General features: G+C 71.8%; 21 protein-coding genes. 13 read left to right on the top strand and 8 right to left on the bottom strand.

What is annotated here, in order from left to right; all coding sequences use genetic code 11:
• Positions 1 to 331: 331 nt before the first annotated feature.
• Entirely contained in the window at positions 332 to 922 is a 591-nt protein-coding gene (locus RBJ65_RS04725) for a suppressor of fused domain protein (RefSeq protein ID WP_306317962.1), read from the top strand.
• Positions 923 to 963: 41 nt separating this feature from the next.
• Here RBJ65_RS04725 and RBJ65_RS04730 read toward each other — a convergent pair whose 3' ends face one another.
• Entirely contained in the window at positions 964 to 2,232 is a 1,269-nt protein-coding gene (locus RBJ65_RS04730) for an MFS transporter (protein WP_306317963.1), read from the bottom strand.
• A gap of 195 nt (positions 2,233 to 2,427) precedes the next feature.
• Here RBJ65_RS04730 and RBJ65_RS04735 point away from each other — a divergent pair, with 195 nt between their 5' ends.
• From RBJ65_RS04735 to RBJ65_RS04745, 3 genes are all read left to right on the top strand, one after another.
• The gene (locus RBJ65_RS04735; protein ID WP_306317964.1) at positions 2,428 to 3,069 is read left to right on the top strand and encodes a DUF6758 family protein; all 642 of its coding nucleotides are present in this window, start codon (positions 2,428 to 2,430) and stop codon (positions 3,067 to 3,069) included.
• Between the two features lie 228 nt (positions 3,070 to 3,297).
• Positions 3,298 to 4,161, top strand: a complete 864-nt coding sequence (locus RBJ65_RS04740; protein WP_306318023.1) for a PHP domain-containing protein — start codon at positions 3,298 to 3,300, stop codon at positions 4,159 to 4,161.
• An 89-nt stretch (positions 4,162 to 4,250) separates the two neighbouring features.
• Positions 4,251 to 4,856 (top strand): MarC family protein, encoded by a 606-nt coding sequence (locus tag RBJ65_RS04745; protein WP_306317965.1) that lies wholly within the window; start codon positions 4,251 to 4,253, stop codon positions 4,854 to 4,856.
• Between the two features lie 86 nt (positions 4,857 to 4,942).
• Here RBJ65_RS04745 and RBJ65_RS04750 read toward each other — a convergent pair whose 3' ends face one another.
• From RBJ65_RS04750 to RBJ65_RS04760, 3 genes are all read right to left on the bottom strand, one after another.
• A complete protein-coding gene (locus RBJ65_RS04750; RefSeq protein ID WP_306317966.1) occupies positions 4,943 to 5,095 on the bottom strand; it encodes a hypothetical protein in 153 nt (50 codons plus the stop codon).
• A 240-nt stretch (positions 5,096 to 5,335) separates the two neighbouring features.
• Complete coding sequence (locus tag RBJ65_RS04755; RefSeq protein ID WP_306317967.1) at positions 5,336 to 6,211, bottom strand: alpha/beta fold hydrolase; 876 nt, start codon at positions 6,209 to 6,211, stop codon at positions 5,336 to 5,338.
• An 82-nt stretch (positions 6,212 to 6,293) separates the two neighbouring features.
• A complete protein-coding gene (locus RBJ65_RS04760) occupies positions 6,294 to 8,546 on the bottom strand; it encodes a DEAD/DEAH box helicase (protein ID WP_306317968.1) in 2,253 nt (750 codons plus the stop codon).
• 542 nt (positions 8,547 to 9,088) lie between these two features.
• Between RBJ65_RS04760 and RBJ65_RS04765 the strand changes: the two genes are divergently transcribed.
• Entirely contained in the window at positions 9,089 to 9,826 is a 738-nt protein-coding gene (locus RBJ65_RS04765) for a ferritin-like fold-containing protein (RefSeq protein WP_306317969.1), read from the top strand.
• A 24-nt stretch (positions 9,827 to 9,850) separates the two neighbouring features.
• Here RBJ65_RS04765 and RBJ65_RS04770 read toward each other — a convergent pair whose 3' ends face one another.
• The 4 genes from RBJ65_RS04770 to RBJ65_RS04785 all read right to left on the bottom strand — a co-directional run bounded on the left by RBJ65_RS04770 (position 9,851) and on the right by RBJ65_RS04785 (position 11,787).
• On the bottom strand, positions 9,851 to 10,123 hold the full coding sequence (locus RBJ65_RS04770; RefSeq protein WP_306317970.1) for a hypothetical protein: 273 nt from the start codon (positions 10,121 to 10,123) through the stop codon (positions 9,851 to 9,853).
• A gap of 209 nt (positions 10,124 to 10,332) precedes the next feature.
• The gene (locus tag RBJ65_RS04775) at positions 10,333 to 10,560 is read right to left on the bottom strand and encodes a DUF3107 domain-containing protein (protein WP_306317971.1); all 228 of its coding nucleotides are present in this window, start codon (positions 10,558 to 10,560) and stop codon (positions 10,333 to 10,335) included.
• A gap of 167 nt (positions 10,561 to 10,727) precedes the next feature.
• Positions 10,728 to 11,369 (bottom strand): TetR/AcrR family transcriptional regulator, encoded by a 642-nt coding sequence (locus RBJ65_RS04780; RefSeq protein WP_306317972.1) that lies wholly within the window; start codon positions 11,367 to 11,369, stop codon positions 10,728 to 10,730.
• 199 nt (positions 11,370 to 11,568) lie between these two features.
• Positions 11,569 to 11,787: a hypothetical protein gene (locus RBJ65_RS04785; protein WP_306317973.1), complete on the bottom strand. Its 219-nt coding sequence runs from the start codon at positions 11,785 to 11,787 to the stop codon at positions 11,569 to 11,571.
• A gap of 219 nt (positions 11,788 to 12,006) precedes the next feature.
• Here RBJ65_RS04785 and RBJ65_RS04790 point away from each other — a divergent pair, with 219 nt between their 5' ends.
• The 8 genes from RBJ65_RS04790 (at position 12,007) to moeZ (ending at position 22,347) form a co-directional block, all read left to right on the top strand.
• Positions 12,007 to 13,056: an alpha/beta fold hydrolase gene (locus tag RBJ65_RS04790; protein WP_306317974.1), complete on the top strand. Its 1,050-nt coding sequence runs from the start codon at positions 12,007 to 12,009 to the stop codon at positions 13,054 to 13,056.
• Positions 13,057 to 13,064: 8 nt separating this feature from the next.
• Positions 13,065 to 14,498: a DUF3152 domain-containing protein gene (locus tag RBJ65_RS04795; protein ID WP_306317975.1), complete on the top strand. Its 1,434-nt coding sequence runs from the start codon at positions 13,065 to 13,067 to the stop codon at positions 14,496 to 14,498.
• A 200-nt stretch (positions 14,499 to 14,698) separates the two neighbouring features.
• Positions 14,699 to 16,975 carry a DUF3492 domain-containing protein gene (locus tag RBJ65_RS04800; RefSeq protein ID WP_306317976.1) on the top strand — a complete coding sequence of 759 codons (2,277 nt, stop codon included), beginning with the start codon at positions 14,699 to 14,701 and terminating at the stop codon, positions 16,973 to 16,975.
• Positions 16,976 to 17,635: 660 nt separating this feature from the next.
• Positions 17,636 to 18,022 carry a hypothetical protein gene (locus RBJ65_RS04805; protein WP_306317977.1) on the top strand — a complete coding sequence of 129 codons (387 nt, stop codon included), beginning with the start codon at positions 17,636 to 17,638 and terminating at the stop codon, positions 18,020 to 18,022.
• A complete protein-coding gene (locus RBJ65_RS04810; protein WP_306317978.1) occupies positions 18,022 to 19,077 on the top strand; it encodes a hypothetical protein in 1,056 nt (351 codons plus the stop codon). The genes RBJ65_RS04805 and RBJ65_RS04810 overlap by 1 nt, the downstream gene beginning before the upstream one ends.
• 322 nt (positions 19,078 to 19,399) lie before the next feature.
• Entirely contained in the window at positions 19,400 to 20,368 is a 969-nt protein-coding gene (locus tag RBJ65_RS04815) for an NAD(P)-dependent oxidoreductase (protein ID WP_306317979.1), read from the top strand.
• Entirely contained in the window at positions 20,356 to 21,105 is a 750-nt protein-coding gene (locus RBJ65_RS04820) for a spherulation-specific family 4 protein (RefSeq protein ID WP_306317980.1), read from the top strand. The genes RBJ65_RS04815 and RBJ65_RS04820 overlap by 13 nt, the downstream gene beginning before the upstream one ends.
• A 63-nt stretch (positions 21,106 to 21,168) precedes the next feature.
• Positions 21,169 to 22,347, top strand: coding sequence for an adenylyltransferase/sulfurtransferase MoeZ (gene moeZ / locus RBJ65_RS04825; RefSeq protein ID WP_306317981.1), 1,179 nt, complete (start codon positions 21,169 to 21,171; stop codon positions 22,345 to 22,347).
• Positions 22,348 to 22,421 lie beyond the last annotated feature (74 nt).

Raw genomic sequence — 22,421 nt, forward strand, 5'->3', positions numbered from 1 at the left:
CGAAGTGCTCTTCCGGCAGGCGCGGTCAGCACGAGGTACGCGTAGTACGTATCGAACGTGTGCGGCTGACTGCGAATGAGACGAGGCCCTGGGCCCTACAGGCCGGAAGAACGGGTAGTACTGCACGGTCGACTTCGATCCATGACAGCCCCACCTCCTCCGGCCGGTCCCCCGTGAGGGACGTGAAAGGGGTCGGTTCTCCGACGGCCTCGCGCGAGGCCCTCGGGGGACACGCGCTGCGTGTTGTCCCGACCAGCGGCCAAGACTATCAGCCGACCGACGAAAGCGGGCCCCGTCCTTACCCGTTGGGTGCGCGATCTATGCTCGCGGGATGGCAGAAGTTCTTGCGCTGGTGGAGGCGCGACTCCGGACAACCTTGGGCGAACCGGACGCACGTGCGGCGGTTACCTTCCTCGGCACCGACCGGATCGAGGTGTTGCGCTTCACAGACGCCTCCCAGAACGTGGTGCGTTACGCGACGCTCGGCATGTCCGCGAACCCCATGACCGACCCCACGGCCGCCCTCGCCGACCCGGTCGCGGGCCCCCGCGCGGAGCTGGTCCTCACCGTCCGCGCGGGCCTCGCCGACACGGACAAGGTGCTCCGCCCGCTCGCGGTCCTCGCGGCCTCCCCGCAGGTCGAGGGCCTCGTCGTGGCGCCGGGCGCCTCGCTCGACGTGGGTGAACCGCTGTGGCCCGCCGCCCCGTTCACCTCGACCCTCGTCGCGGAGCCGGGCGGCCTGGTCGAGGACCTGGACCTCGACGAGCCCCTGGATCCCGTACGTTTCCTGCCCCTGCTGCCCATGACGCCGAACGAGGCGGCGTGGAAGCGGGTGCACGGCGCCGCCGCGCTCCAGGAGAAGTGGCTGAACAGCGGAACGGACCTGCGCGATCCACTGCGCAAGTCCGTTGCCCTGGACTGAGTCCGATCAGTCCCTGGGGGAGTCCCTGGACTGAGTGCTGATCAGCTCGCGTACACCGAAACGCTGTCCTCGGTGGCGTGCCGCGTCTCCAGCTCCTCCGCCTCGTGGTTGAGCGCGCTCCTGCGCACCCACACCACGACCGCTCCGAGCACCGCCGTGATCGCCGCGACCACGAACGGGATGTGGATATTGCTCCACTCCTCGATCTTCGGCGCGAAGAACGGCGCGGCCGCCGCGGCGAACCACCGCACGAAGTTGTAGCCCGCGCTCGCCACCGGGCGCGGCGCGTCCGAGACGCCGAGCGCCAGCTCCGTGTAGACGGTGTTGTTCACGCCGATGAAGGCGCCGGACAGGATCGTGCAGACGATGGCCGTGGTGTGGTTGCCGTACCCGAGGACGAGCACGTCCACGGCGAGCAGCACCAGCGAACCGCCGAGCACCTTGAGCGAGCCGAACCTGGCCTGCATGCGCGGCGCCACGATCACCGAGAACAGCGCGAGCAGCACACCCCAGGCGAAGAACACCGCGCCCGACTTGTACGGGGTCATGTTCAGCACGAACGGCGTGAAGGCCAGCACCGTGAAGAACGTGTAGTTGTAGAAGAAGGCCGAGACCGCCGCGGACGCGAGGCCGCCGTGCCCGAGCGCCTTGATCGGGTCGAGGATCGAGGTCTTCTGCGCGGGCTTCGGCTGCTCCTTCAAGAATGCCGTGATGCAGATGAAGCCGACGGCCATCAGCGCGGCGGTGCCGAAGAACGGGTAGCGCCAACTGGCGTTGCCGAGCAGCGCGCCGACCAGCGGCCCGCACGCCATGCCGAGCCCGAGCGCGGACTCGTACAGCAGGATCGCGGCGGCGGACCCGCCGGCCGCCGCGCCGACGATGACCGCGAGCGCGGTCGACACGAACAGCGCGTTGCCGAGCCCCCAGCCCGCGCGGAAGCCGACCAGCTCACCGACGGATCCCGAGGTGCCCGCGAGCGCCGCGAAGATCACGACCAGGGCGAGCCCGGCGAGGAGGGTCTTCTTGCCGCCGATGCGGCTGGAGACGAACCCGGTCACCAGCATCGCGACCGCGGTGATCAGGAAGTACGAGGTGAAGAGCAGGGAGACCTGGCTGGGTGTCGCTTCGAGGCCCTTGGCGATCGACGGCAGGATCGGGTCGACGAGGCCGATGCCCATGAAGGCGACGACGGATGCCCCGGCGGTCGCCCAGACCGCCTTCGGTTGACGCAGGAGACTGCCCGCTCCCGCGTCGAACGTGTCCCCTTCGGCGGGACCTCCTGTACTGCTCTCCGCGCTGCTGTGGCTCATGCCCGCTGCTCCTTACGACTGCTGGATCGTTGGCGTATGCACATAATAAGTTAGAGCAGCTAATTAATGCAAGCTACATCTATCCATCCTGGTCAGGGGTGTCCGCGGAGGGGTGCGGGGAGGAGCCACGACGCCGCACTCCGGACGGGTGATCGTCCTTGACGCGGCGCGGGACGGGGAGGACCGTGGGGCTCTATGAGGGGCGAACCCAGTTGCCCGAAGTGTGGTGGCCGGGTCAGGGCTCCCGGACTCTTTGCCGATTCCTGGCAGTGCGATGTGCACGGGACCGTGCATCCGCTGCAGCCCGTGATCCCGCCCAGCGTCGAGGCCCTCAGCGTCGTGGTGCACCGCGCACGGGTACCGGTCTGGATGCCCTGGCCGCTGCCCGTCGGCTGGCTTTTCACCGGCGTGGCCAACGCGGGGGACGACCGCCACGGAGGCCGCGCAACCGCCGTCGCCTGCTCCGGACCCGGACCGCTCGGCGGCCCCGGTGAACTGGTGCTCGTCGCCGAGGAGCTGGGCGTCGGCCTCGGCGCGCGCTACGCGGGGATCGACGGGCCCGACCCCGGCCCCTCCATGGACGTCGCCAAGCCGCCGCAGGCCAAGGTGCTCGCCGCGGGCCGCCCCACCCCGATGTGGCACGTCTCCGGCACCCCGGACGACCGGGCGGTCTTCGCCGGTGAGGCGCGCGGGCTTTGGCTGTGGGCGGTCGTGTGGCCGGAGCAGACCGGGATGCTGATGTACGACGAGCTGGTGCTCACGGACCTGCGGGACGCGGGGGCCGAGGTGGACCTGCTGCCGTGCGGGGCGCTGTCGCCGCGGATTCTGAGCGGGTGAGGTTCTGAGCGGGTGAGGTTCTGGGCCGGTGAGGCAAGGGGCCGGTGCGTAAGGGACCGGTACGTAAGGGACCGGTACGTAAGGGGCCGATGCGTAGGGGGTCGGGACGTAAGGGGTACGTGCCTGGTTCGGTGGTGACGGGGGTGGTGGAAATCCCCGTTATCCTTGAACGGTCCCCGTCAGTCCGTCCGCCCGCCCGAGGGCCCGTCGAGCCTGGAGTACGCAGCCGTGCGCATCGATCTGCACACCCACTCCACCGCCTCCGACGGTACGGACAGCCCGGCCGAACTCGTACGGAACGCCGCCGCGTCCGGCCTGGACGTCGTCGCGCTCACCGACCACGACACGACGCGCGGGCACGCCGAGGCGATCGCCGCCGCGCCCGAGGGGCTGACCCTCGTCACGGGCGCCGAGCTCTCCTGCCGCCTCGACGGCGTGAGCATGCACATGCTGGCGTACCTCTTCGACCCCGAGGAGCCGGCGCTGCTCGCCGAGCGCGAGCTGGTCCGCGACGACCGGGTGCCGCGCGCCAAGGGCATGATCGCCAAGCTGAACGAGCTGGGCGTGCCCGTCACTTGGGAGCAGGTCGCCCGGATCGCGGGCGACGGCTCGGTCGGCCGCCCGCACGTCGCCTCGGCCCTCGTCGAACTCGGCGTCGTGCCCACGGTCTCCGACGCGTTCACCGAGGACTGGCTCGCCGACGGCGGACGCGCGTACGTCGAGAAGCACGAGACCGACCCCTTCGAGGCGATCCGCCTGGTCAAGGCCGCCGGCGGGGTCACCGTCTTCGCGCACCCCGCCGCCGCCAAGCGCGGCCGCACCGTGCCCGAGTCCGCGATAGCGAAGCTGGCCGAGGCCGGGCTCGACGGCATCGAGGTCGACCACATGGACCACGACGCCGCGACCCGCGAGCGCCTGCGCGGCCTCGCCGCCGACGTCGGCCTGCTGACCACCGGGTCCTCGGACTACCACGGCAGCCGAAAGACGTGTGTGCTCGGCGAGTACACCACCGACCCCGAGGTCTACGGGGAGATCACGCGCCGCGCCACGGGCGCCTTCCCGGTACCGGGCGCCGGCGGACGCCGCGCCTGACGTTCCCCCCCCCACCACCACGTCACTTCTGCGTTTCCCCTTTTTTCCCCTCTTTCTCTTTCCGCACCACTCTCGCAAGGCACCCCACCGTGTTCGACGCTGCCGTCTTCGGATCCCTATTTCTCACGCTTTTTGTGATTATGGATCCCCCGGGAATCACCCCGATCTTCCTCGCCCTCACCGCCGGACGCCCCGCCAAGGTCCAGAAGCGCATGGCCTTCCAGGCGGTCTGTGTCGCCTTCGGCGTCATCGCCGTCTTCGGCGTCCTGGGCAACCAGATCCTGGCCTATCTGCACGTCTCCGTCCCCGCCCTGATGATCGCGGGCGGTCTGCTGCTCCTGCTGATCGCGCTCGACCTGCTGACCGGCAAGACGGACGAGCCCAAGCAGACCAAGGACGTCAACGTCGCCCTCGTACCGCTCGGCATGCCGCTGCTCGCCGGGCCCGGCGCGATCGTCTCCGTGATCCTCGCCGTGCAGGACGCGGACACGGTGGGCGACCAGATCTCCGTCTGGTCCGCGATCGTCGCGATCCACGTCGTGCTGTGGCTGGTGATGCGGTACTCGCTGGTGATCATCCGCGTCATCAAGGACGGCGGCGTGGTCCTGGTGACGCGGCTCGCGGGCATGATGCTGTCCGCGATCGCGGTGCAGCAGATCATCAACGGTGTGACGCAGGTGATCCAGGGCTCCTGACCGACTGGGCCGGGCCGCCGAGCACAGCGAAGCCCCCGTACGCATCGTGCGTACGGGGGCTTCGACGTGTGTGAGTCGCTACGCCGTTACGAGGCGGACGACTCGGCCGGGCGGATGTAGAGGCGCTGCCCGATGGCGGCGGCCTGCTGAACGATCCGGTTGACGGAGGCGGCGTCCACGACGGTGCTGTCCACGGCGGTGCCGTCGACATCGTCGAGTCGCATGATTTCGAAGCGCATGGGCTTCTCCCTTCGTCTGGTGATCCTCCTGAAGGAGAACTACTGGTGCGGGAGCCGCTTCTCAGCCTGTTCCCGCCGTACGGCCGGGCGGTTGCCCGGCCGTTAAGAGTGAATTGCGCGGCTTCGCTGCCGCGCGTTCCACCGGGTACAACGAGTTGCCCGCTGCAAACATTCCCTACGCTAAGGAAATTTTTCGATCGGCTAATTACTCGTGCGTCAGTAAGGTCCTGGCCGGTGGTGCTACGTCGCCGGGTGCCGGTCCCAGAAGGCGGCGAGGGCGGCGGCGGTGGCCCCCGGCTGGTCCGTATTGGGGGAGTGCTCGGCCCCGGCGACGGCGGTGCGCTCGGCGCCGAGCCGTATCGCCATGGCATCGAGCAGCGGCACCGGCCACGCGTCGTCCCGCTCGCCCGACAGCACGTGCACCGGGAGTCCGAGCGTGGCGAGCTCGTCGACCCGGTCCGGCTCGGTGCACAGCTGGCCCGCCGTGGCGATGAGCTGGGCCGGGCTGTTGCTCATCCAGCGGCGGCGCAGATCCTCGCCGTCGCCGCGCAGGTCGGCGGCGTCCTCCGGGGCGTCCAGGCTCTGGATCGCCTCCCACACCCGCGCCATGTCGAGCGCGGCGAGGGCGCTCTGGAGCAGCTTGGCGCGCTCCTGCTGGGGCGCGGTGACGGCGGCGGGGCCCGAGGACATCAGCGTGAGCGAGGCGAACGGGGTGGGGTCCTCGATGACCGCCGCACGCGCGACGAGTCCGCCGAGCGAGTGCCCGAGCAGATGCACCCGACCGGTCCCTCCGTCGGCCCGGATCGCCGCGGCCTGGGCGAGCACATCACGCGCCAACTCGCGCTGCTGATAAGGCCGTTCGTCGTCCTTCGGGCCTTCCGACTCGTACTGCCCGCGCCCGTCCACGGCGACCGTCCGGTACCCGGACGCGCCCAACGGCCCGTGCAGCGCTATGAAGTCCTCCTTGCTGCCCGTGAACCCGGGCAGCAGCAGAGCGGTGCCGCGGACCGGGCCCCGGGCCGGCTCCCCGGTGAGCGCGGCGAAGTCGCCCCGGGCGGTGCGGAGGCGGTGCGCACGGGTGCCGGGCGGCGGGGTGAAGGTCGCGGGCCTGCTCATGAACCGAGATTACGTGCAGCCACTGACAACGAAGGCCCGGACCCCGCGACGGCGGGAATCCGGGCCTTCGTCATCGAACCGATCAGGCCTCGGGGGCCTCGGCCCTCTTCCGCGTACGACGCGGCTTGGCCGGAGCGGCCTCCGAGGCCGCCTCGGCGGCGGGCGCCGCCTTCTTGGTCGTGCGCTTGCGAGGGGCGGGCTTCGTCTCTGCGGCTTCCGCCGTGTCGACGGCGGCCACGGCCTTCTTGGTGGTCCGCTTCCGCGCGGGCTTGGCCGGAGCGGCTTCCGAAGCCGCCTCGGCGACCGGCTCGGCGGCAGGCGCGGCCTTCTTGGTCGTGCGCTTGCGGGGGGCGGGCTTCGTCTCTGCGGCCTCGGCCGTGTCGACGGCGGCCACGGCCTTCTTGGTGGTCCGCTTCCGCGCGGGCTTGGCGTCGGCCGTCTCGACGGTGTCGAGGGCGGCTTCGGCCTTCTTGGTCGTGCGCTTGCGCGCGGGCTTGGCCTCGGCCGTGTCGACCGCGGCCTCCGCCTTCTTGGCCGTGCGCTTGCGGGCCGGCTTCGCCTCGACGGTTTCGACCGCCTCGGCGACCGGCTCGGCCTTCTTACGGGTACGCGTGCGTGTGGCCGGCTTGGCCTCGGCGGCCTCCGCGGTGTCGACCGCGGCCTCCGCCTTCTTGCGCGTACGGGTACGCGCCGGCTTCGCCTCGGTCTGCTCGGGCCGCGCCTGCGCCTGCACCTGCTCCGGCTCGGCAACGACCGGCTGTACGGCCTCCACCGTCTCGACGACGGCCTCGGCCTTCTTGCGCGTACGGCGACGGGGCTTGGCGGGGGCCTCGGCCTCCACCGTCTCCACGACGGCCTCGGCGGCGGGCGCCACCGGCGCGACCGACGGGGCGGCGGCCGCGGCGCCACCGCGCGTACGACGGCGACGGCGCGGCGTCCGCGGCTCGGCGGACTCCTCCGCCACCGGAGCGGCCGCGAGAGCGGCCTCACCGGCTCCGACCGGCTCGCCACCGCGCGTACGGCGACGGCGACGCGGCGCGCGCGCCGGGCGCTCGCGCTGCTCGCGGTCCCGATCACGATCGCGGTCGCGGTCTCCCCGGCCACCACGGCCGCCGCCGCGCGCGGACGACACGCCACGGCCACCGGTCTCGCCCAGGTCCTCGATCTCCTCGGCGTCGAGCCCCGCGCGCGTGCGCTCGGAACGCGGCAGCACACCCTTGGTGCCCGCCGGGATGTTCATCTCCTCGTAGAGGTGCGGCGAGGAGGAGTACGTCTCGACCGGGTCGTTGAAGTCCAGCTCGAGGGCCTTGTTGATCAGCTGCCAGCGCGGGATGTCGTCCCAGTCGACCAGCGTGATCGCGATGCCCTTCTTGCCCGCGCGGCCGGTGCGGCCGATGCGGTGCAGGTAGGTCTTCTCGTCCTCGGGGGACTGGTAGTTGATGACGTGCGTCACGTCGTCCACGTCGATGCCGCGCGCGGCGACGTCGGTGCAGACGAGGACGTCCACCTTGCCGTTGCGGAACGCGCGAAGGGCCTGCTCGCGGGCGCCCTGGCCCAGGTCGCCGTGGACCGCGCCGGAGGCGAAGCCGCGGCGCTTGAGCTGGTCCGCGATGTCGGCCGCCGTGCGCTTCGTACGGCAGAAGATCATCGAGAGGCCGCGGCCCTCGGCCTGCAGGATGCGCGCGACCATCTCGGGCTTGTCCATGTTGTGCGCGCGGTACACGTGCTGCGCGATGTTGCGCACGGTCGCGCCCTCGTCGTCCGGCGCGGTGGCGCGGATGTGTGTGGGCTGCGACATGTAGCGGCGGGCCAGGCCGATGACGGCGCCCGGCATGGTCGCCGAGAACAGCATCGTCTGACGCTTCACCGGAAGCATGTTGACGATCTTCTCGACGTCGGGCAGGAAGCCCAGGTCGAGCATCTCGTCGGCCTCGTCGAGGACGAGGCACTTCACGTGCGAGAGATTGAGCTTCTTCTGGCCGGCCAGGTCGAGCAGTCGCCCGGGCGTACCGACGACGACGTCGACGCCCTTCTTCAGGGCCTCGACCTGGGGCTCGTACGCACGACCGCCATATATGGCGAGGACGCGCACATTGCGCACCTTGCCGGCGGTGAGCAGGTCATTGGTCACCTGCTGGCACAGCTCGCGCGTCGGGACGACGACGAGGGCCTGCGGGGCGTCGGTCAGCTGCTCGGGCTTGGCCCGGCCGGACTCGACGTCCGCGGGGACGGTGACGCGCTCCAGGAGCGGAAGGCCGAAGCCGAGGGTCTTGCCCGTACCGGTCTTGGCCTGGCCGATGACGTCCGTGCCGGAGAGGGCGACGGGGAGGGTCATCTCCTGGATGGGAAAGGGGTTGATGATGCCGACGGCCTCAAGGGCCTCTGCGGTCTCGGGAAGGATTCCGAGCTGGCGGAAAGTCGACGTCGGCGAAGTCTGCGTAGTCAGGGTGTTGCCTCTTCTGTGAGGTGCGGCGCGAGGCGAACGCGGGGGTCTTGACCGTGCCGGCTGGTACACCGGACTCGAGCCGCGGTCCGCGGGATCGGGTGGACCAGAATTGCGCGGGACCACTGCCGACGCTCGAGCGCTCGTGCCGCTGAGGGCCCCTCCTCAGATCCGTACGCCTTGTGACGTACGACCCGGAGGGCTGTCGGGTCGGAGCCGATCGGGCCACCGACCGGGCATCCTCATTCATGAGGCCCGTCCGAAGTGCGCGCAAGCGCCTAGCGGTGTCACGCAGACTGCCTTGCACTCGGCGGGCTCATTACCACCATACCCCGGAAACGCGCATGTGCGATGGCCGAATGGGTCACGTAGCCGTCGTCACACTCCTTGACCAGGGACTTCCCCGAAGCGGTGAGCGGGCTATTGTGCGCTTCATGGAGACGCCTGACAACGCCACGCCCGCCACCGAAGCGCCGACCGGCATCGCCGCCCAGGACTGGGCCACCGCGGCCTCGGACGAGAACTACCGCGCCGCCGTCGTCGACCTGCTCGGCGCCCTCGCGTACGGGGAGCTGGCGGCGTTCGAGCGGCTGGCCGAGGACGCGAAGCTGGCGCCGACGCTGGCCGACAAGGCGGAGCTGGCGAAGATGGCCTCCGCCGAGTTCCACCACTTCGAGCAGCTGCGCGACCGCCTGTCGAAGATCGGTGTCGAGCCGACCGAGGCGATGGACCCGTTCGTCGGCGCCCTCGACGGCTTCCACAAGCAGACCGCCCCGTCGGACTGGCTGGAGGGCCTGGTCAAGGCGTACGTGGGCGACTCGATCGCGTCCGACTTCTACCGGGAGGTCGCTGCCCGCCTCGACTCGGACACCCGCTCCCTCGTCCTCGCCGTGCTCGACGACACCGGCCACGCTTCGTTCGCCGTGGAGAAGGTGCGCGCCGCGATCGAGGCCGAGCCGCGCGTGGGCGGCCGGCTCGCGCTGTGGGCGCGGCGCCTGATGGGCGAGGCCCTGTCGCAGTCGCAGCGCGTGGTCGCGGACCGGGACGCGCTGTCGACGATGCTGGTCGGGGGCGTGGCCGACGGCTTCGACCTGGCGGAGGTCGGCAAGATGTTCTCGCGGATCACCGAGGCGCACACCAAGCGGATGTCGGCGCTCGGCCTGGCCTCCTAGCCTGCCGCTCCGCTGCCCGAGCCACTACGCGTAGGGCGTCAGCTGCCGCGCTCTGCCCCGGGTGGGGCGCAGCAGCAGGGACAGCAGGGCCACCGACATCGCGACGGCGCCCACGAGCGTGGCGATCGCGTGTCCAGGGCCCAGCGCGGTGTGTGTGACGAACGCCCCGAAGAGGGCGCCCGCGACGCCGGTCGGCAGCACTAGCGTGCGCGACGGCAGCCGGTGCGGCAGGCGATGGCCCGCCGCGAGGGCGAGTGCCATGCCGAGCAGTACGGAGCCGAGAGCTTCGAGAAGCATGGTGCGGATACCTCCCGCGCGGCCGGTGGGTGCTAATCGGTCGTAGCCGGTCTACCCCTGGCCCCCCGGACGCAACCCTCCGCGCGAGGATCCGCTGTGCGCCCGCTGTGAACAGGCAAAAGGCCTGATGGCGGCTGTGCCATCAGGCCTTTCGCGGGCTGTTTCAGCGGGTTCCGCGGCGAGTTTCGCAGCGGGTTCCGCAACGGGTCCTACAGCGGGCCGAAGCCCACCTTCCGCGTCGCCGGCTCGCCGAGCTCGACATACGCGAGGCGCTCGGCGGGGACCAGGACCTTGCGGCCCTTCTCGTCCTTCAGAGAGAGCAACTGGGACTTGCCGGACAGCGCCGCGGACACCGCGCTCTCGACCTCCTCGGCCGACTGGTCGCTCTCCAGAACGATCTCGCGAGGCGTGTGCAGCACGCCGATCTTGACCTCCACGGCCTTGTCCCTCCGACGATCCGTGATGTGCGCGGAAGACCGCGCCGTACCCAGCAAAGATTAGCCCGGCGAGGCGAGGCTCCCGATGCCCCGGCCGCACGCCAAGAGCGAACAGCCGGACGGGAACAAAGTGCGGCACCGGTTCAGAGCGGTGTGCCCAGTGGTGCTCAGTGGTGCTCGGCGCCGTGCAGCGGGAAGCCCGCGATGCCGCGCCAGGCGAGCGAGGTGAGCAACTGCACCGCCGTGTCGCGCTCGACCGGGCTCGCGCTGGACAGCCAGTAGCGGGCGACGACCTGCGAGACGCCGCCGAGGCCCGTCGCGAGGAGCATCGACTCGTCCTTGGACAGGCCCGTGTCCTCCGCGATCACGTCCGAGATGGCCTCGGCGCACTGCAGGCTGACGCGGTCGACGCGCTCGCGCACCGCCGGCTCGTTCGTCAGGTCCGACTCGAAGACGAGCCGGAACGCGCCGCCCTCGTCCTCCACGTACGCGAAGTAGGCGTCCATGGTCGCCGCGACGCGCTGCTTGTTGTCCGTCGTGGAGGCGAGCGCCGTGCGCACCGACTGCAGCAGGGACTCGCAGTGCTGGTCGAGCAGCGCCAAGTAGAGCTCGAGCTTGCCGGGGAAGTGCTGGTAGAGCACCGGCTTGCTGACGCCGGCCCGCTCGGCGATGTCGTCCATCGCGGCCGCGTGGTACCCCTGCGCGACAAAAACCTCCTGGGCCGCTCCCAGAAGTTGATTGCGTCGGGCACGGCGCGGCAGGCGTGTGCCCTTGGGGCGCGCTGCCTCCGTCTGCTCGATGGCTGTCACGCCGCCTCCCAAAATCGTCCGTGTGCGGTGTGCGCCGCGACGTCATCGTACTTTTGGGTAACCGTGATGTGCGCGGTGCGAGCGCAGAATTTCACGGACCGGACAGCTGTGAAAACCGCATGTAGTGAGCTCGACGTCACAACTGTGGTCACAAATGGGGCGGATGTCGGCGCACCGCTCACCGACGGCTGCGCGCCGTTCACCGATAGTCGTCCTCGTCGATCGCGACGACGCGGGCCTGTTCGGCCCGGTCCGCCTCGTTCGCGGTGTCCGGGTCGGCCCCGGTGTCGGGCTCGTCGTCCTGGTCGGGCGCGAGTTCCGCGTGCTGCTCCGCGCTGTCCGCCTCGGGGGTCTCCACGCCCGCCTCGGCGGGATCGCGCTCCGTGAAGGTCTCGGGGTCGCTCGGGTCGACCGTCATCGTGGCTCCCTTCCTCACCTGATCCGTGCGTGGGCGGGTGCCCTGATATCGAGCGTAGGAGACACCTGATCGAGGCGCTATGCGACCTTTCGGGGATCCAATGGGTGGCTCCTGGGTGGCTCCTGGGTGGCGCCTTGTGCGGGGCTGCCGGTCGGGTGCCCCGGATCTGTGATGGCGAACACGCGATCCACTGTGTGATCGTCTCGTAACATATGTCGCATGTCTTCGACCGGATCGCCGCGTGTGCCTGCCGCCATCGCCGCCGCGACGCCCAAGCCGGGCGCCGTCAGGGTCGCGGAGGGGGAGCGCGTGCGATCGGTCGGGCTCCCGGGCCTGACGCTGTCGGTCAGAGCCCGCCCCGGAGCGCGTGAGGGGCTGCCGCCCGCGCTGTACGTGCACGGGCTCGGCGGCTCCTCGCAGAACTGGTCGGCGCTGATGCCGCTGCTCGAGGACACCGTCGACGGGGAGGCGCTCGACCTTCCGGGGTTCGGCGACTCGCCGCCACCGGACGACGGCAACTACTCGGTGACCGGGCACGCGCGCGCGGTCATCCGCTACCTCGACGCCCAGGGCCACGCCCCCGTGCACCTCTTCGGCAACTCCTTGGGCGGAGCCGTCGCCACGCGCGTGGCGGCCGTGCGCCCCGACCTCGTACGGACGCTGACCCTGGTGTCGCCCGCGATGCCGGAGATCCGGGTGCAGCGCACCGCCCTGCCGACCGGCCTCCTCGCGGTGCCCGGCATCGCCCCGCTCTTTACGCGTCTTACGAAGGAGTGGACTCCGGAGCAGCGCGTACGGGGCGTCATGGCCCTCTGCTACGGAGACCCGAACCGGGTCACGCCCGAGGGCTTCAGGGCCGCCGTCGAGGAGATGGAGCGGCGGCTCGAACTGCCCTACTTCTGGGACGCGATGGCCCGCTCCGCGCGCGGGGTCGTGAACGCGTACACGCTCGGTGGGCAGCACGGCCTGTGGCGCCAGGCCGAGCGCGTACTGGCGCCGACCCAGCTCATCTACGGAGGGCGTGACCTCCTGGTGTCGTACCGGATGGCGGCCCGCGCGGCCCGTGCCTTCCGGGGCTCCAGGCTCCTTACGCTCCCCGACGCGGGGCACGTCGCGATGATGGAGTATCCGCGAACGGTCGCGACGGCGTTCCGGGAACTCCTCGCCGACACCGAAGCGTTGAACAAGAGGCGCGGGAGCGCCACCAGTGCCGGTGATGCCGTGAGTGACGCGACCGGCACCGGCGACCACACGACTTTGGGGAGCTGAGGCGGCCCGTGGGACGGCATAGCCGCCGAGGACCGGCAGACGGCGCCGAGGAAGCCGTCGACATACCTGCGGCGCCCGAGGCGCACGACCCGTCGAGGGCGGGCTCGGGCACCGGGCGCAGACGCCGGGTGCCCGCCGACGCGCCACCCGTGCCGGCCCCGGCTCCGGCCCCGCCGTCGGCGTCCGGCCGCACGCCCGCTTCCGGGCACACGTCCGCGCGCCCGGGGACCGGGCAGGTTCGTGGCGGCCACCCCGAGCCCGGGGAGCCGGGCGGCGGCTGGGGAGCGGCCGGTGGGCGCGGCGCGTCCGTGCCGCGTGTCGCCGGACCCGTCACCTCGGTGCGGGGCCCCGAGGACGGGCACGGCGTGACGGTGCCCGCCGAACCGGCGCTGCCGGGACCGCGGCCGCGACAGGGACGACCGGACCAGGGACGACCCGACCAGGGCCGACCGCGTCAGGAGCGCCTGGACCAGCGGCACCCGCGGCAGGAGTACCTCGACGCGTTCGACGCACCCGCCGGTGCCGACCCCTACGCGCGCGTGACCGAGTGGGACGCCGAGCCGCCCGCGCCGCCGGAGGACCCGGCGGGGGAGCAGTCGGACGACGGCGGGCGTGAGAAGCGCGGCAAGGGCATGACCTTCACCGGCATCGCCGCCGCGGCCGTCACGGCGGTACTCGCCGTCGTCGTCGCCGGCCAGGTCACCGACAAGGGCGACTCCGCGCGCGAAACGCAGTCGCAGGCCGCCGAGGGGGCCCGTGTGCACGGCGGCTCCGCCTCGCGTACGGACGAGCGGGCGGCCCCGAAGGAGACGGCGCAGGCCGCCCCGGCGACGTACGGGCAGAAGATGGCCAAGAAGTATCCGCTCGCGGCGGACCTGAAGGCGTCGGGGGCGTTCACGACGATCCCGGGGACCGACAAGGCGCCCGGCAGCGGGCAGAAGTTCCGCTACCGCGTGGACGTGGAGAAGGGTCTCGGGCTCGACGGGAAGCTGTTCGCGCAGGCGGTGCAGAAGACCCTGAACGACAAGCGGAGCTGGGCCCACGACGACGCCCGCACCTTCGAGCGGATCTCCTCCGGGAAGCCGGACTTCGTGATCAGTCTCGCGAGCCCCGGGACGACGGCCGACTGGTGCGAGAAGTCGGGCCTCGACACGACGCAGGACAACGTCTCGTGCGACTCCGCCGCGACCGACCGCGTAATGATCAACGCGTATCGGTGGGCGCAGGGCTCGAAGACCTACGACAAGGTGCTCGGCGACCACGCCATATACCCGTACCGGCAGATGCTCATCAACCACGAGGTCGGCCACCGGCTCGGCTTCAATCACGTGACCTGTTCACAGGACGGCGCGCTCGCACCGGTCATGCAGCAGCAGACCAAGTTCCTGACGTCCGAAGGGATCACGTGCAAGCCGAATCCCTGGGCCTTTCCCAAGGGTTGACACTACGTAGCTGTCCGTAGTGGTTTGATCTCTTAGCGCGACTAAACGCCGTACGCGCGAGAAAGTTACGCCCCTTCACCCCTTTTGGTGGCGTGATGGACAACCGTCCATCACGCCACCGGCATGTCCGCATACGTTCGTCCCGCTGCGAGTCGCCAACCCAACGGCGGCTCCCTGTATGGGAGATCGGGGGTGTACGCGTGCGCATCGGACTGCTTACCGAGGGTGGTTATCCGTATGTGAACGGTGAGGCCAGACTCTGGTGCGACCGGCTTGTGCGCGGGCTCGAGCAGCACGAGTTCGACATCTACGCGCTCGCCACCAGCCAGGAGCAGGAGGACGCGGGGTGGCTCGAACTGCCCCCGCAGATCCTGCGCGTGCGCACCGCGCCGATGTGGGCGGCGGCGGTCGGGAGCGAGAGCGGCGCGCGCGAGGGCGCACTCGGGCGGCGCGCCCGGCGCCGGTTCGCCGCGCTGTACCGGGAGTTGGTCGAGGCCGTGGTGTCTCCCGACACCGCATCCGCTCCGGGATTCGCTCCGGGAGAGGCGGACCGTTTCGCCAGCGCCTTGTACGGGCTTGCCGAACTCGCCCGCGACGAGGGCGGCCTGGGCACCTCCCTGCAGTCGGAGGCCGCCGTACGCATTCTGGAGCGCGCCTGTCGTGCGCCGGGCGCCCTCCGTGCGGTGCGCGCGGCCCGCGTGCCCGATCTGCTCTCCTTCGCGGCGCACGTGGAGCGTGAGCTGCGCCCGCTCTCGCTGGACTGGTACGAGGGTGTGGAGGACGGGTACGAGCGCGGGGGCGCTGTGGCGGCCTCGGTGTCGGGAGCCGCGTCGGGCTCCGGGGCGGGCTCTGTGTCGGGCTCCGGGGCAGGCTCGGTGTCGGGTTCTGCGGCTGTTACTTGGTCTGGTTCCGCGTTTGGTTCTGTGGCGGGTGCGTCGTCGTCGGCGTCGTCCGGCTCGGCGGCGGGTGCCTCTTCGGGCCCCGCCGGGAGGCTGCCAGGAGGGGGCGGGCTCGCGTCCGTCGACCTCTGCCACGCGACCTCCGGGGGCGCTGCGGCGCTGCCCGGTCTGATCGCCAAGCACTTCTACGGTGTGCCCCTGCTCGTCACCGAGTACGGAGTGCAGCTCCGGGCGCGGTACATCGCCGCGGGCGACGCCGAGTTGAGTGCGCCGGTGCGCGCGCTCCTCGCCGCCTTCCACGGCAGGCTCGCCGCCGAGGTCTACCGGCAGGCCGCCGTGATCACCCCCGGCAACGCGCACGCGCGCCGCTGGCAGGAGAAGTGCGGCGCCGACCGCGCCAAGCTGCGCACCGTTCACCCCGGCATGGAGGCGGGCCACTTCGACGAGGTGGGGGAGCGGGAAGGGCCGGGCGACCCCGACACGCTCGTCTGGATCGGACGCGTCGACCCCTCCAAGGACCTGATCTCCCTGTTGCACGCGTTCTCCGAGATCCGCAAGGAGGAGCCGAAGGCCCGGCTGCGGATCGTGCGGGTGCCGGAGGCGGGGCCGGGCCCGGTGGCCGGGGCGGGTGCGGCCGCAGGCGCGGGGCTCGTGGACGGCGGAGGGTGGCCTGCCGACGGGTTCCTCTCCGCGCGGGCGCCCGGTGGCGGGGCCGCGGATGGCTCGGATCCCACGGCGGACCGCGAGGCCGCGCTGTACCTCGGGCACTGCAGGGCCCTCGCCGCGCAGCTCTTCCCGGACGAGGCCGAGGGCATCCACGCCGTGGGCGAGAACCCCGTCTCCTTCGAGGAGTTGGGCTCCCCGGAGGCCCCCGACCTCGCCGATGTCTATGGCTCCTGCGGTGTCGTCGTCCTGTCCAGCGTCGTGGAAGGCTTCCCGATCAGCCTGGTCGAGGCCATGTTCTGCGGGCGCGCGACGGTGTCCACGGACGCGGGCGCCGTCGTCGAGGTGATCGGCGGTACGGGGCTCGTGGTGCCGCCGCGCAACCCGCGCGCGCTCGCCGAGGCCTGCGTGGCGCTCCTGCGCGACCCCGCACGGCGCGAACGGCTCGGCGCGGCGGCTCGCGCGCGTGCCCTCGAGCTGTTCACCGTCGAACAGAACATCACGGCATTTCACGGCATTTACCTCGAGATCGTCTCGCGCTGCCCGGTACGCAGGGAGGTCGTGGACGACGCGGGCGATCCGCTGCCGTTCGCCTACCCGCCCGAGGCCCATGTACCGGGCCGCTGGACCACATCGACCACGGGCGACCGGGGCGGCGCGTGGCTGGCCGGGCGCGCCGGTGGGGCGGCCGGGACGAGCTGGGGGTCCGGCTCCGGTGGTGGCGCGCGGGTCGATCCGGGTCCCGCGACCGCGCGGCGCTCGGGGACCGGGGCCGGGTCGAGGGCCACGCGCGGCGCGGGTCGCGGCTCGGGCTCGGGCGTCGATTCCGGGGCCGATGCGGGCGGTGACGACGGTGGCGGTGCGCGGGGGCAGTTGGCCGGCATGACACAGGGCTGCGGGGAGGCGGACGGATGACCGGGCGAATCGGTGAACCCACGAGCGCGCGCGCCGCGTTCGGCGACTTCGACGACAGCGGTACCGGGGGCGACGCCGATGCGCCCCGTGTACCGGTGAGCGCCGGAGCGTGGGGTGCCGGATCGGCGGAGGCGCTGGGGATGCGGGGGGCGCCGGGGGCGCCAGGTGTACCGGGGGTGCCGGGGGCGTTTGACGGTGCGGCGGTCGAGCCGGGTGGTCACTCTGCCGAGGGGCCGAATGGTTCGTCGGGGGCTTCGGTCCCCGCTGGGCAGGGTGTTCTCGGCGATCTCGGCGATCTCGGCGATCTCGGCGATCTCGGCGATCTCGGCGACCTCGATGGGGAGTTGCTGCGCGATCCTGCGGCGTGGCGGTCGGCCGTCCTTGAGGGCGATGCGGGTGCGGGCACCGGGTCCTGTGCGGGTGTGGGTGCGGATGCCTTTGAGGGGGCCCGGGTCGGTGCGGTCGTGGGCTCCGGTGCCGGTGCCGGTGCCGGAGCCGGTGCCGGTGAGGGGGCGGGCGAGCGCGGTCTCGCCGGCGGCGACGGTTTCCGTGACGCGGGAGCCCGCGACGACGTCCCCCACGGCAGCGACTCCCGCACGCAGACGGCCCCTCGCGCCGATGCCGCCGGGACGGCCGACCCTCTCGGTACCGGCGCGCACGATGCTGATGAGCGCGGCGCCGAATCGTGCGGAGCCGATGCGCGCGGTGCCGATCCGCGCGGTGCCGGTGTGCGCGGTGCCGACCCGCGCGGTGCCGACCTGCGCGGCGCGGACTCTCGCGGCGACGATTCCCGCGGTGCCGACTTGCGCGGCGGAGACTCTCGCGGCGACGACTCCCGAGGCGCCGACCCGCGCGGCGCGGACTCCCGCGACGGCGATTCCCGCGGTGCCGACCCGCGCGGTGCCGACCCGCGCGGCGCAGATTCCCGCGACGGCGATTCCCGCGGCGGCGGCGCGCGTGACAGCGGTGGCCGTGACGGCGACGCTCGCGGTGACAACTTCCGCCCCGTCCACCGCCGTTCCGGTGCCGACCCGGTCAAAGGGCTGATGCACCGGCACCGCGAGCTGTGCGAGCGGGCCGTCGACCCGTTGGAGATCGCCGCCGGGCTCGAGGCCCACGGCGTCACCGACCGGACCGCCGCCCGCTTCCGCCACAAGGACGTGTTCTCGCTCGCCGAGGAGATGTACGCGCGCGTACCGAGGGACGGCGACCCCGACGAGCCCGTCGTCGCCGGAGTCACCCGGCCCGCCACCGGCGTGCGCGGCCTGTGGGCCGGGCTCGCGCTGCTGCCGGGCGCCGCCTGCGCGCTCACCGTCTTCGGCCTGCACACCACGACGGGCACCGCCGCACGCCTGGCGGTGGGCCTCGTCGGCGCGCTCGCCACCCTCGTCGCCCTGCGCGCGACGCTGCGCCACGGACCGCTGCGCGTGGCCGAAGGACCGCCCGCCCCCTCGGCCCGCCTGTGGGCCTGCTGGCTGCTCGCGTACGCACTCCTCGGCGACGGCCTCCTCGACGCCGCGCTCGCCGGCGGACCCGACAAGACCTGGGCCCCCGCGACCGCGCCCCTGGTCGCTCTCACCGTGGCCGTGGCCCCGGCCACCTGGTGCGCCCAGCTCTTCTCGGGTGGAGCCAGGCGCCGCCTCGCCGCAAGTCGCGGGCTCGCCGAATTCGCCGACTCCGTACGTCCGTTGCTCCTCGGCTCCGTGGCCCTGTTCGCCCTCGCCCTCGTCGCGCTCCTCGTGCTCTCCGGGGCCGTGCTCCACGAGAAGGTGGACTACGCCGGAGCGGGCGCCCTGGGCGTGCTGCTCCTGCTCGCCCGCCTCCTCGCCGCGCATCGCCGCACCCACGCCCCCGCGCTCGCACTCGGCGCCGCCGTCGCCGTCGAGGTCCTCGCCGTCGCCACGGTCTTCGCCGGACGCCTCCCGGGCTGCGACGTCGTGAGCCTCCCCGTCGAGACCGCCGTCGACGCCGCGGGCACCGGCGTCGTACCCACAGCGGCCTGCGCCGTCGCCGCCCTCGTCCTCCTCGTGCACGCCACCCGCACCCTGACCAGGGCCTCCGCCCATGCGACCCCCGACGTCCCGATCGGCGGTGCGCCATAACCGCCACCCGCCACTTCGCCGACGCCACCGCCGAGCGTGCCGTGCCACCGCGTCCAGCGCTCGCCGCATGACCAGGACCACCCCCCTCCCGCGGGGCCGACACCGCGGGCCCACCCGAAGACCCAGGGCAACCCCCTTAAGGAGAACGCCAGATGACCACCCCTCCTCCCGGAGGCGCCGGATACGCCGGATACTCCGGACCTCACGGGCAGCGCGGAATCCACGATCGGTGCGCCCCGCGCGCAGCACGCGGAGAGCGCGGCGCCTTCGGAGCGCTCCGAGCCACCGGAGCCACCGGAGCGCGAAATCCGGGAGGCGTCCGATGAGGGTTCTGCTGATCGGAGCCAACGGGTACCTGGGCCGCTTCGTCGCCGACCGCCTCCTGGCCGACCCCGCCGTGCAACTGACCACGCTCGGCCGGGGCGACGACGCCGACGTCCGCTTCGACCTCGCCACCGGCAGCCCCGGCGCCCTCACCCGCTTCCTGGACGCCGTGCACCCCGGAGTGGTCATCAACTGCGCCGGCGCCACCCGCGGCGGCGCCCGCGAACTCACCCGGCACAACACCGTCGCCGTCGCCACCGTCTGCGAAGCCCTGCGCCGCAGCGGATGCGGCGCCCGCCTCGTGCAGATCGGCTGCGGCGCCGAGTACGGGCCCTCGCAGCCCGGCTCCTCCACCGCCGAGGACGCGGTGCCCAGGCCCGGCGGCCCGTACGGCGTCAGCAAGCTCGCCGCCACCGAACTCGTCCTAGGCTCCGGCCTCGACGCCGTCGTCCTGCGCGTCTTCTCGCCCGCGGGACCCGGCACCCCCGCCGGATCCCCGCTCGGCCGGCTCGCCGAGGCGATGCGCCGCGCGATGCAGGCCGGAGACGGCGAACTGAAGCTGGGCGGTCTCGGCGCGCAGCGCGACTTCATCGACGTACGAGACGTGGCGCGCGCCGTGCACGCCGCCTCGCTCTCCGCCGCACAGGGCGTGATCAACATCGGCTCGGGCCGTGCCGTGCGGCTGCGCGACGCCGCCGCCGTGCTCGCCCGCGTCGCCGGCTTCGGCGGCGCGCTCCACGAACTCGACGGCCCCGCCGTCGGGTTGCGGCCATCCGTCGCCCACCCCCGCTCCGAATCAGACCACGGGATGCACCCCACCCCGACCGCGTATCCGTACCCCGACGGCTGTGGCAGCTGGCAGCAGGCCGACGTGCGCACGGCACGCGACCGGCTCGGGTGGCGTCCCCGCATCAACCTCGAAGAGTCCCTCGCCGACATCTGGATGGAGGCGGCATGCCGTATCTGACCCCGACCGCGACCGGCCTGTCGAGCACCGACGTACGCCTCGGCTTCGGCATCCCCGGATTTGCGCACCCCCTCGTCGCACCCGCGGAATGGGCCGAACTCACCCGCCCCGCAACACCCTTGCACTGGGTTGTCCTGAATGTCGCCAATGGTCCCGGGTCCCGCCCCGACCAGCACTGCCTGGAGGCGGCGGGGCGGCTTCGGCAGGCCGGGGTGCGTGTCCTTGGTCACCTGGACCTGGCCTACGGCGCCCGCGGCTTCGGTGAGCTCGTCTCCGACGCGCACCGCTTCCTCGACTGGTACCAGGTCGACGGCTTCTCCTTCGACCGCTGCCCCACCGAGCGGGCCGCGCTCCCCGAGGTCCGGCGTGCCGTCACGACCCTGCGTGCCCTCGTCGACGACGCGCACATCGTGTTCAACCACGGCACCCACCCGTACCCCGGATACGCCGAGAACGCCGACCAGTTGGTGACCTTCTCCGGCCCCTGGAGCGACTACCGCTGGTCCCAGGTCGCCGAGTGGACGGCCGACTATCCGCCCGAGCGGTTCTGCCACTTCGTCCACGGAATGCCCCTCGGCCATCTCGAGGAGGCGCTGCGCATCGCGCGCTGGCAGGGCGCGGGCACGATCTACTTCACCGATCACACCGACCGGGGCGGCTCGGTCGACCCCTGGGAGGCGATGCCCGGCTACTGGGACGAGATCGTCTCGCGCATCGGACCTGGTGTCTCGGAATGAAGGAGGGCGTGGCAGTGTTACAGACGGAACAACCGTACGTAGATACCGACCAACGGAGTCCCCGTGTCGCTGCCACCCCTGGTCGAGCCAGCTGCTGAGCTCACCGTAGACGAGGTCCGCAGGTACTCCCGCCACCTGATCATCCCGGATGTCGGGATGGACGGGCAGAAGCGGCTGAAGAACGCCAAGGTGCTCTGTGTGGGCGCCGGTGGCCTTGGCTCGCCGGCCCTGATGTACCTGGCCGCCGCCGGCGTGGGCACGCTCGGCATCGTGGAGTTCGACGAGGTCGACGAGTCGAACCTGCAGCGCCAGATCATTCACAGCCAGGCCGACATCGGCCGCTCGAAGGCGGAGTCCGCGAAGGACTCGGTCCTCGGCATCAACCCGTACGTGAACGTGATCCTGCACGAGGAGCGGCTCGAGGCCGACAACGTGATGGACATGTTCAGCCAGTACGACCTGATCGTCGACGGCACGGACAACTTCGCGACGCGCTACCTCGTCAACGACGCCTGCGTGCTGCTCAACAAGCCCTACGTGTGGGGTTCCATCTACCGCTTCGACGGCCAGGCCTCGGTCTTCTGGTCCGAGCACGGGCCGTGCTACCGCTGCCTGTACCCGGAGCCCCCGCCCCCCGGCATGGTCCCGTCCTGCGCCGAGGGCGGCGTCCTGGGCGTGCTGTGCGCGTCCATCGGCTCCATCCAGGTCACCGAGGCGATCAAGGTCCTGGCCGGCGTGGGTGACCCGCTGGTCGGACGACTGATGATCTACGACGCCCTTGAGATGCAGTACCGCCAGGTCAAGGTCCGCAAGGACCCCGACTGCGCGGTCTGCGGGCCGAACGCGACCGTCACCGAGCTCATCGACTACGAGGCCTTCTGCGGCGTCGTGTCCGACGAGGCGCAGGAGGCGGCCGCCGGTTCGACGATCACTCCCAAGCAGCTCAAGGAGTGGATCGACGGCGACGAGAAGATCGAGATCATCGACGTCCGCGAGCCGAACGAGTACGAGATCGTCTCCATCCCGGGCGCCAAGCTGATCCCGAAGAACGAGTTCCTCATGGGCACGGCCCTCCAGGACATGCCGCAGGACAAGAAGATCGTCTTGCATTGCAAGACGGGTGTCCGCAGTGCGGAAGTCCTCGCCGTGCTGAAGTCCGCGGGCTTCGCGGACGCCGTGCACGTCGGCGGCGGCGTCATCGGCTGGGTCAACCAGATCGAGCCGGACAAGCCGGTCTACTGAGCGGCCTTTCGAGCCTTGACTCAGCCGCTGTGAGCGGATCGGACGGGCCTCGCGCACCACGCGCGGGGCCCGTC

The organism is Streptomyces sp. KL109B, from assembly GCF_030766935.1.
GTDB lineage: Bacteria > Actinomycetota > Actinomycetes > Streptomycetales > Streptomycetaceae > Streptomyces.

Bases quoted from the DNA above. Each gene is read 5' to 3' on its own strand.
- RBJ65_RS04725 (WP_306317962.1), top strand. From the start codon at position 332: ATGGCAGAAGTTCTTGCGCTGGTGGAGGCGCGACTCCGGACAACCTTG.
- RBJ65_RS04730 (WP_306317963.1), bottom strand. From the start codon at position 2,232: ATGAGCCACAGCAGCGCGGAGAGCAGTACAGGAGGTCCCGCCGAAGGG.
- RBJ65_RS04735 (WP_306317964.1), top strand. From the start codon at position 2,428: ATGAGGGGCGAACCCAGTTGCCCGAAGTGTGGTGGCCGGGTCAGGGCT.
- RBJ65_RS04750 (WP_306317966.1), bottom strand. From the start codon at position 5,095: ATGCGCTTCGAAATCATGCGACTCGACGATGTCGACGGCACCGCCGTG.
- RBJ65_RS04755 (WP_306317967.1), bottom strand. From the start codon at position 6,211: ATGAGCAGGCCCGCGACCTTCACCCCGCCGCCCGGCACCCGTGCGCAC.
- RBJ65_RS04760 (WP_306317968.1), bottom strand. From the start codon at position 8,546: ATGACCCTCCCCGTCGCCCTCTCCGGCACGGACGTCATCGGCCAGGCC.
- RBJ65_RS04765 (WP_306317969.1), top strand. From the start codon at position 9,089: ATGGAGACGCCTGACAACGCCACGCCCGCCACCGAAGCGCCGACCGGC.
- RBJ65_RS04770 (WP_306317970.1), bottom strand. From the start codon at position 10,123: ATGCTTCTCGAAGCTCTCGGCTCCGTACTGCTCGGCATGGCACTCGCC.
- RBJ65_RS04785 (WP_306317973.1), bottom strand. From the start codon at position 11,787: ATGACGGTCGACCCGAGCGACCCCGAGACCTTCACGGAGCGCGATCCC.
- RBJ65_RS04790 (WP_306317974.1), top strand. From the start codon at position 12,007: ATGTCTTCGACCGGATCGCCGCGTGTGCCTGCCGCCATCGCCGCCGCG.
- RBJ65_RS04805 (WP_306317977.1), top strand. From the start codon at position 17,636: ATGCTGATGAGCGCGGCGCCGAATCGTGCGGAGCCGATGCGCGCGGTG.
- RBJ65_RS04810 (WP_306317978.1), top strand. From the start codon at position 18,022: ATGCACCGGCACCGCGAGCTGTGCGAGCGGGCCGTCGACCCGTTGGAG.
- RBJ65_RS04815 (WP_306317979.1), top strand. From the start codon at position 19,400: ATGAGGGTTCTGCTGATCGGAGCCAACGGGTACCTGGGCCGCTTCGTC.
- RBJ65_RS04820 (WP_306317980.1), top strand. From the start codon at position 20,356: ATGCCGTATCTGACCCCGACCGCGACCGGCCTGTCGAGCACCGACGTA.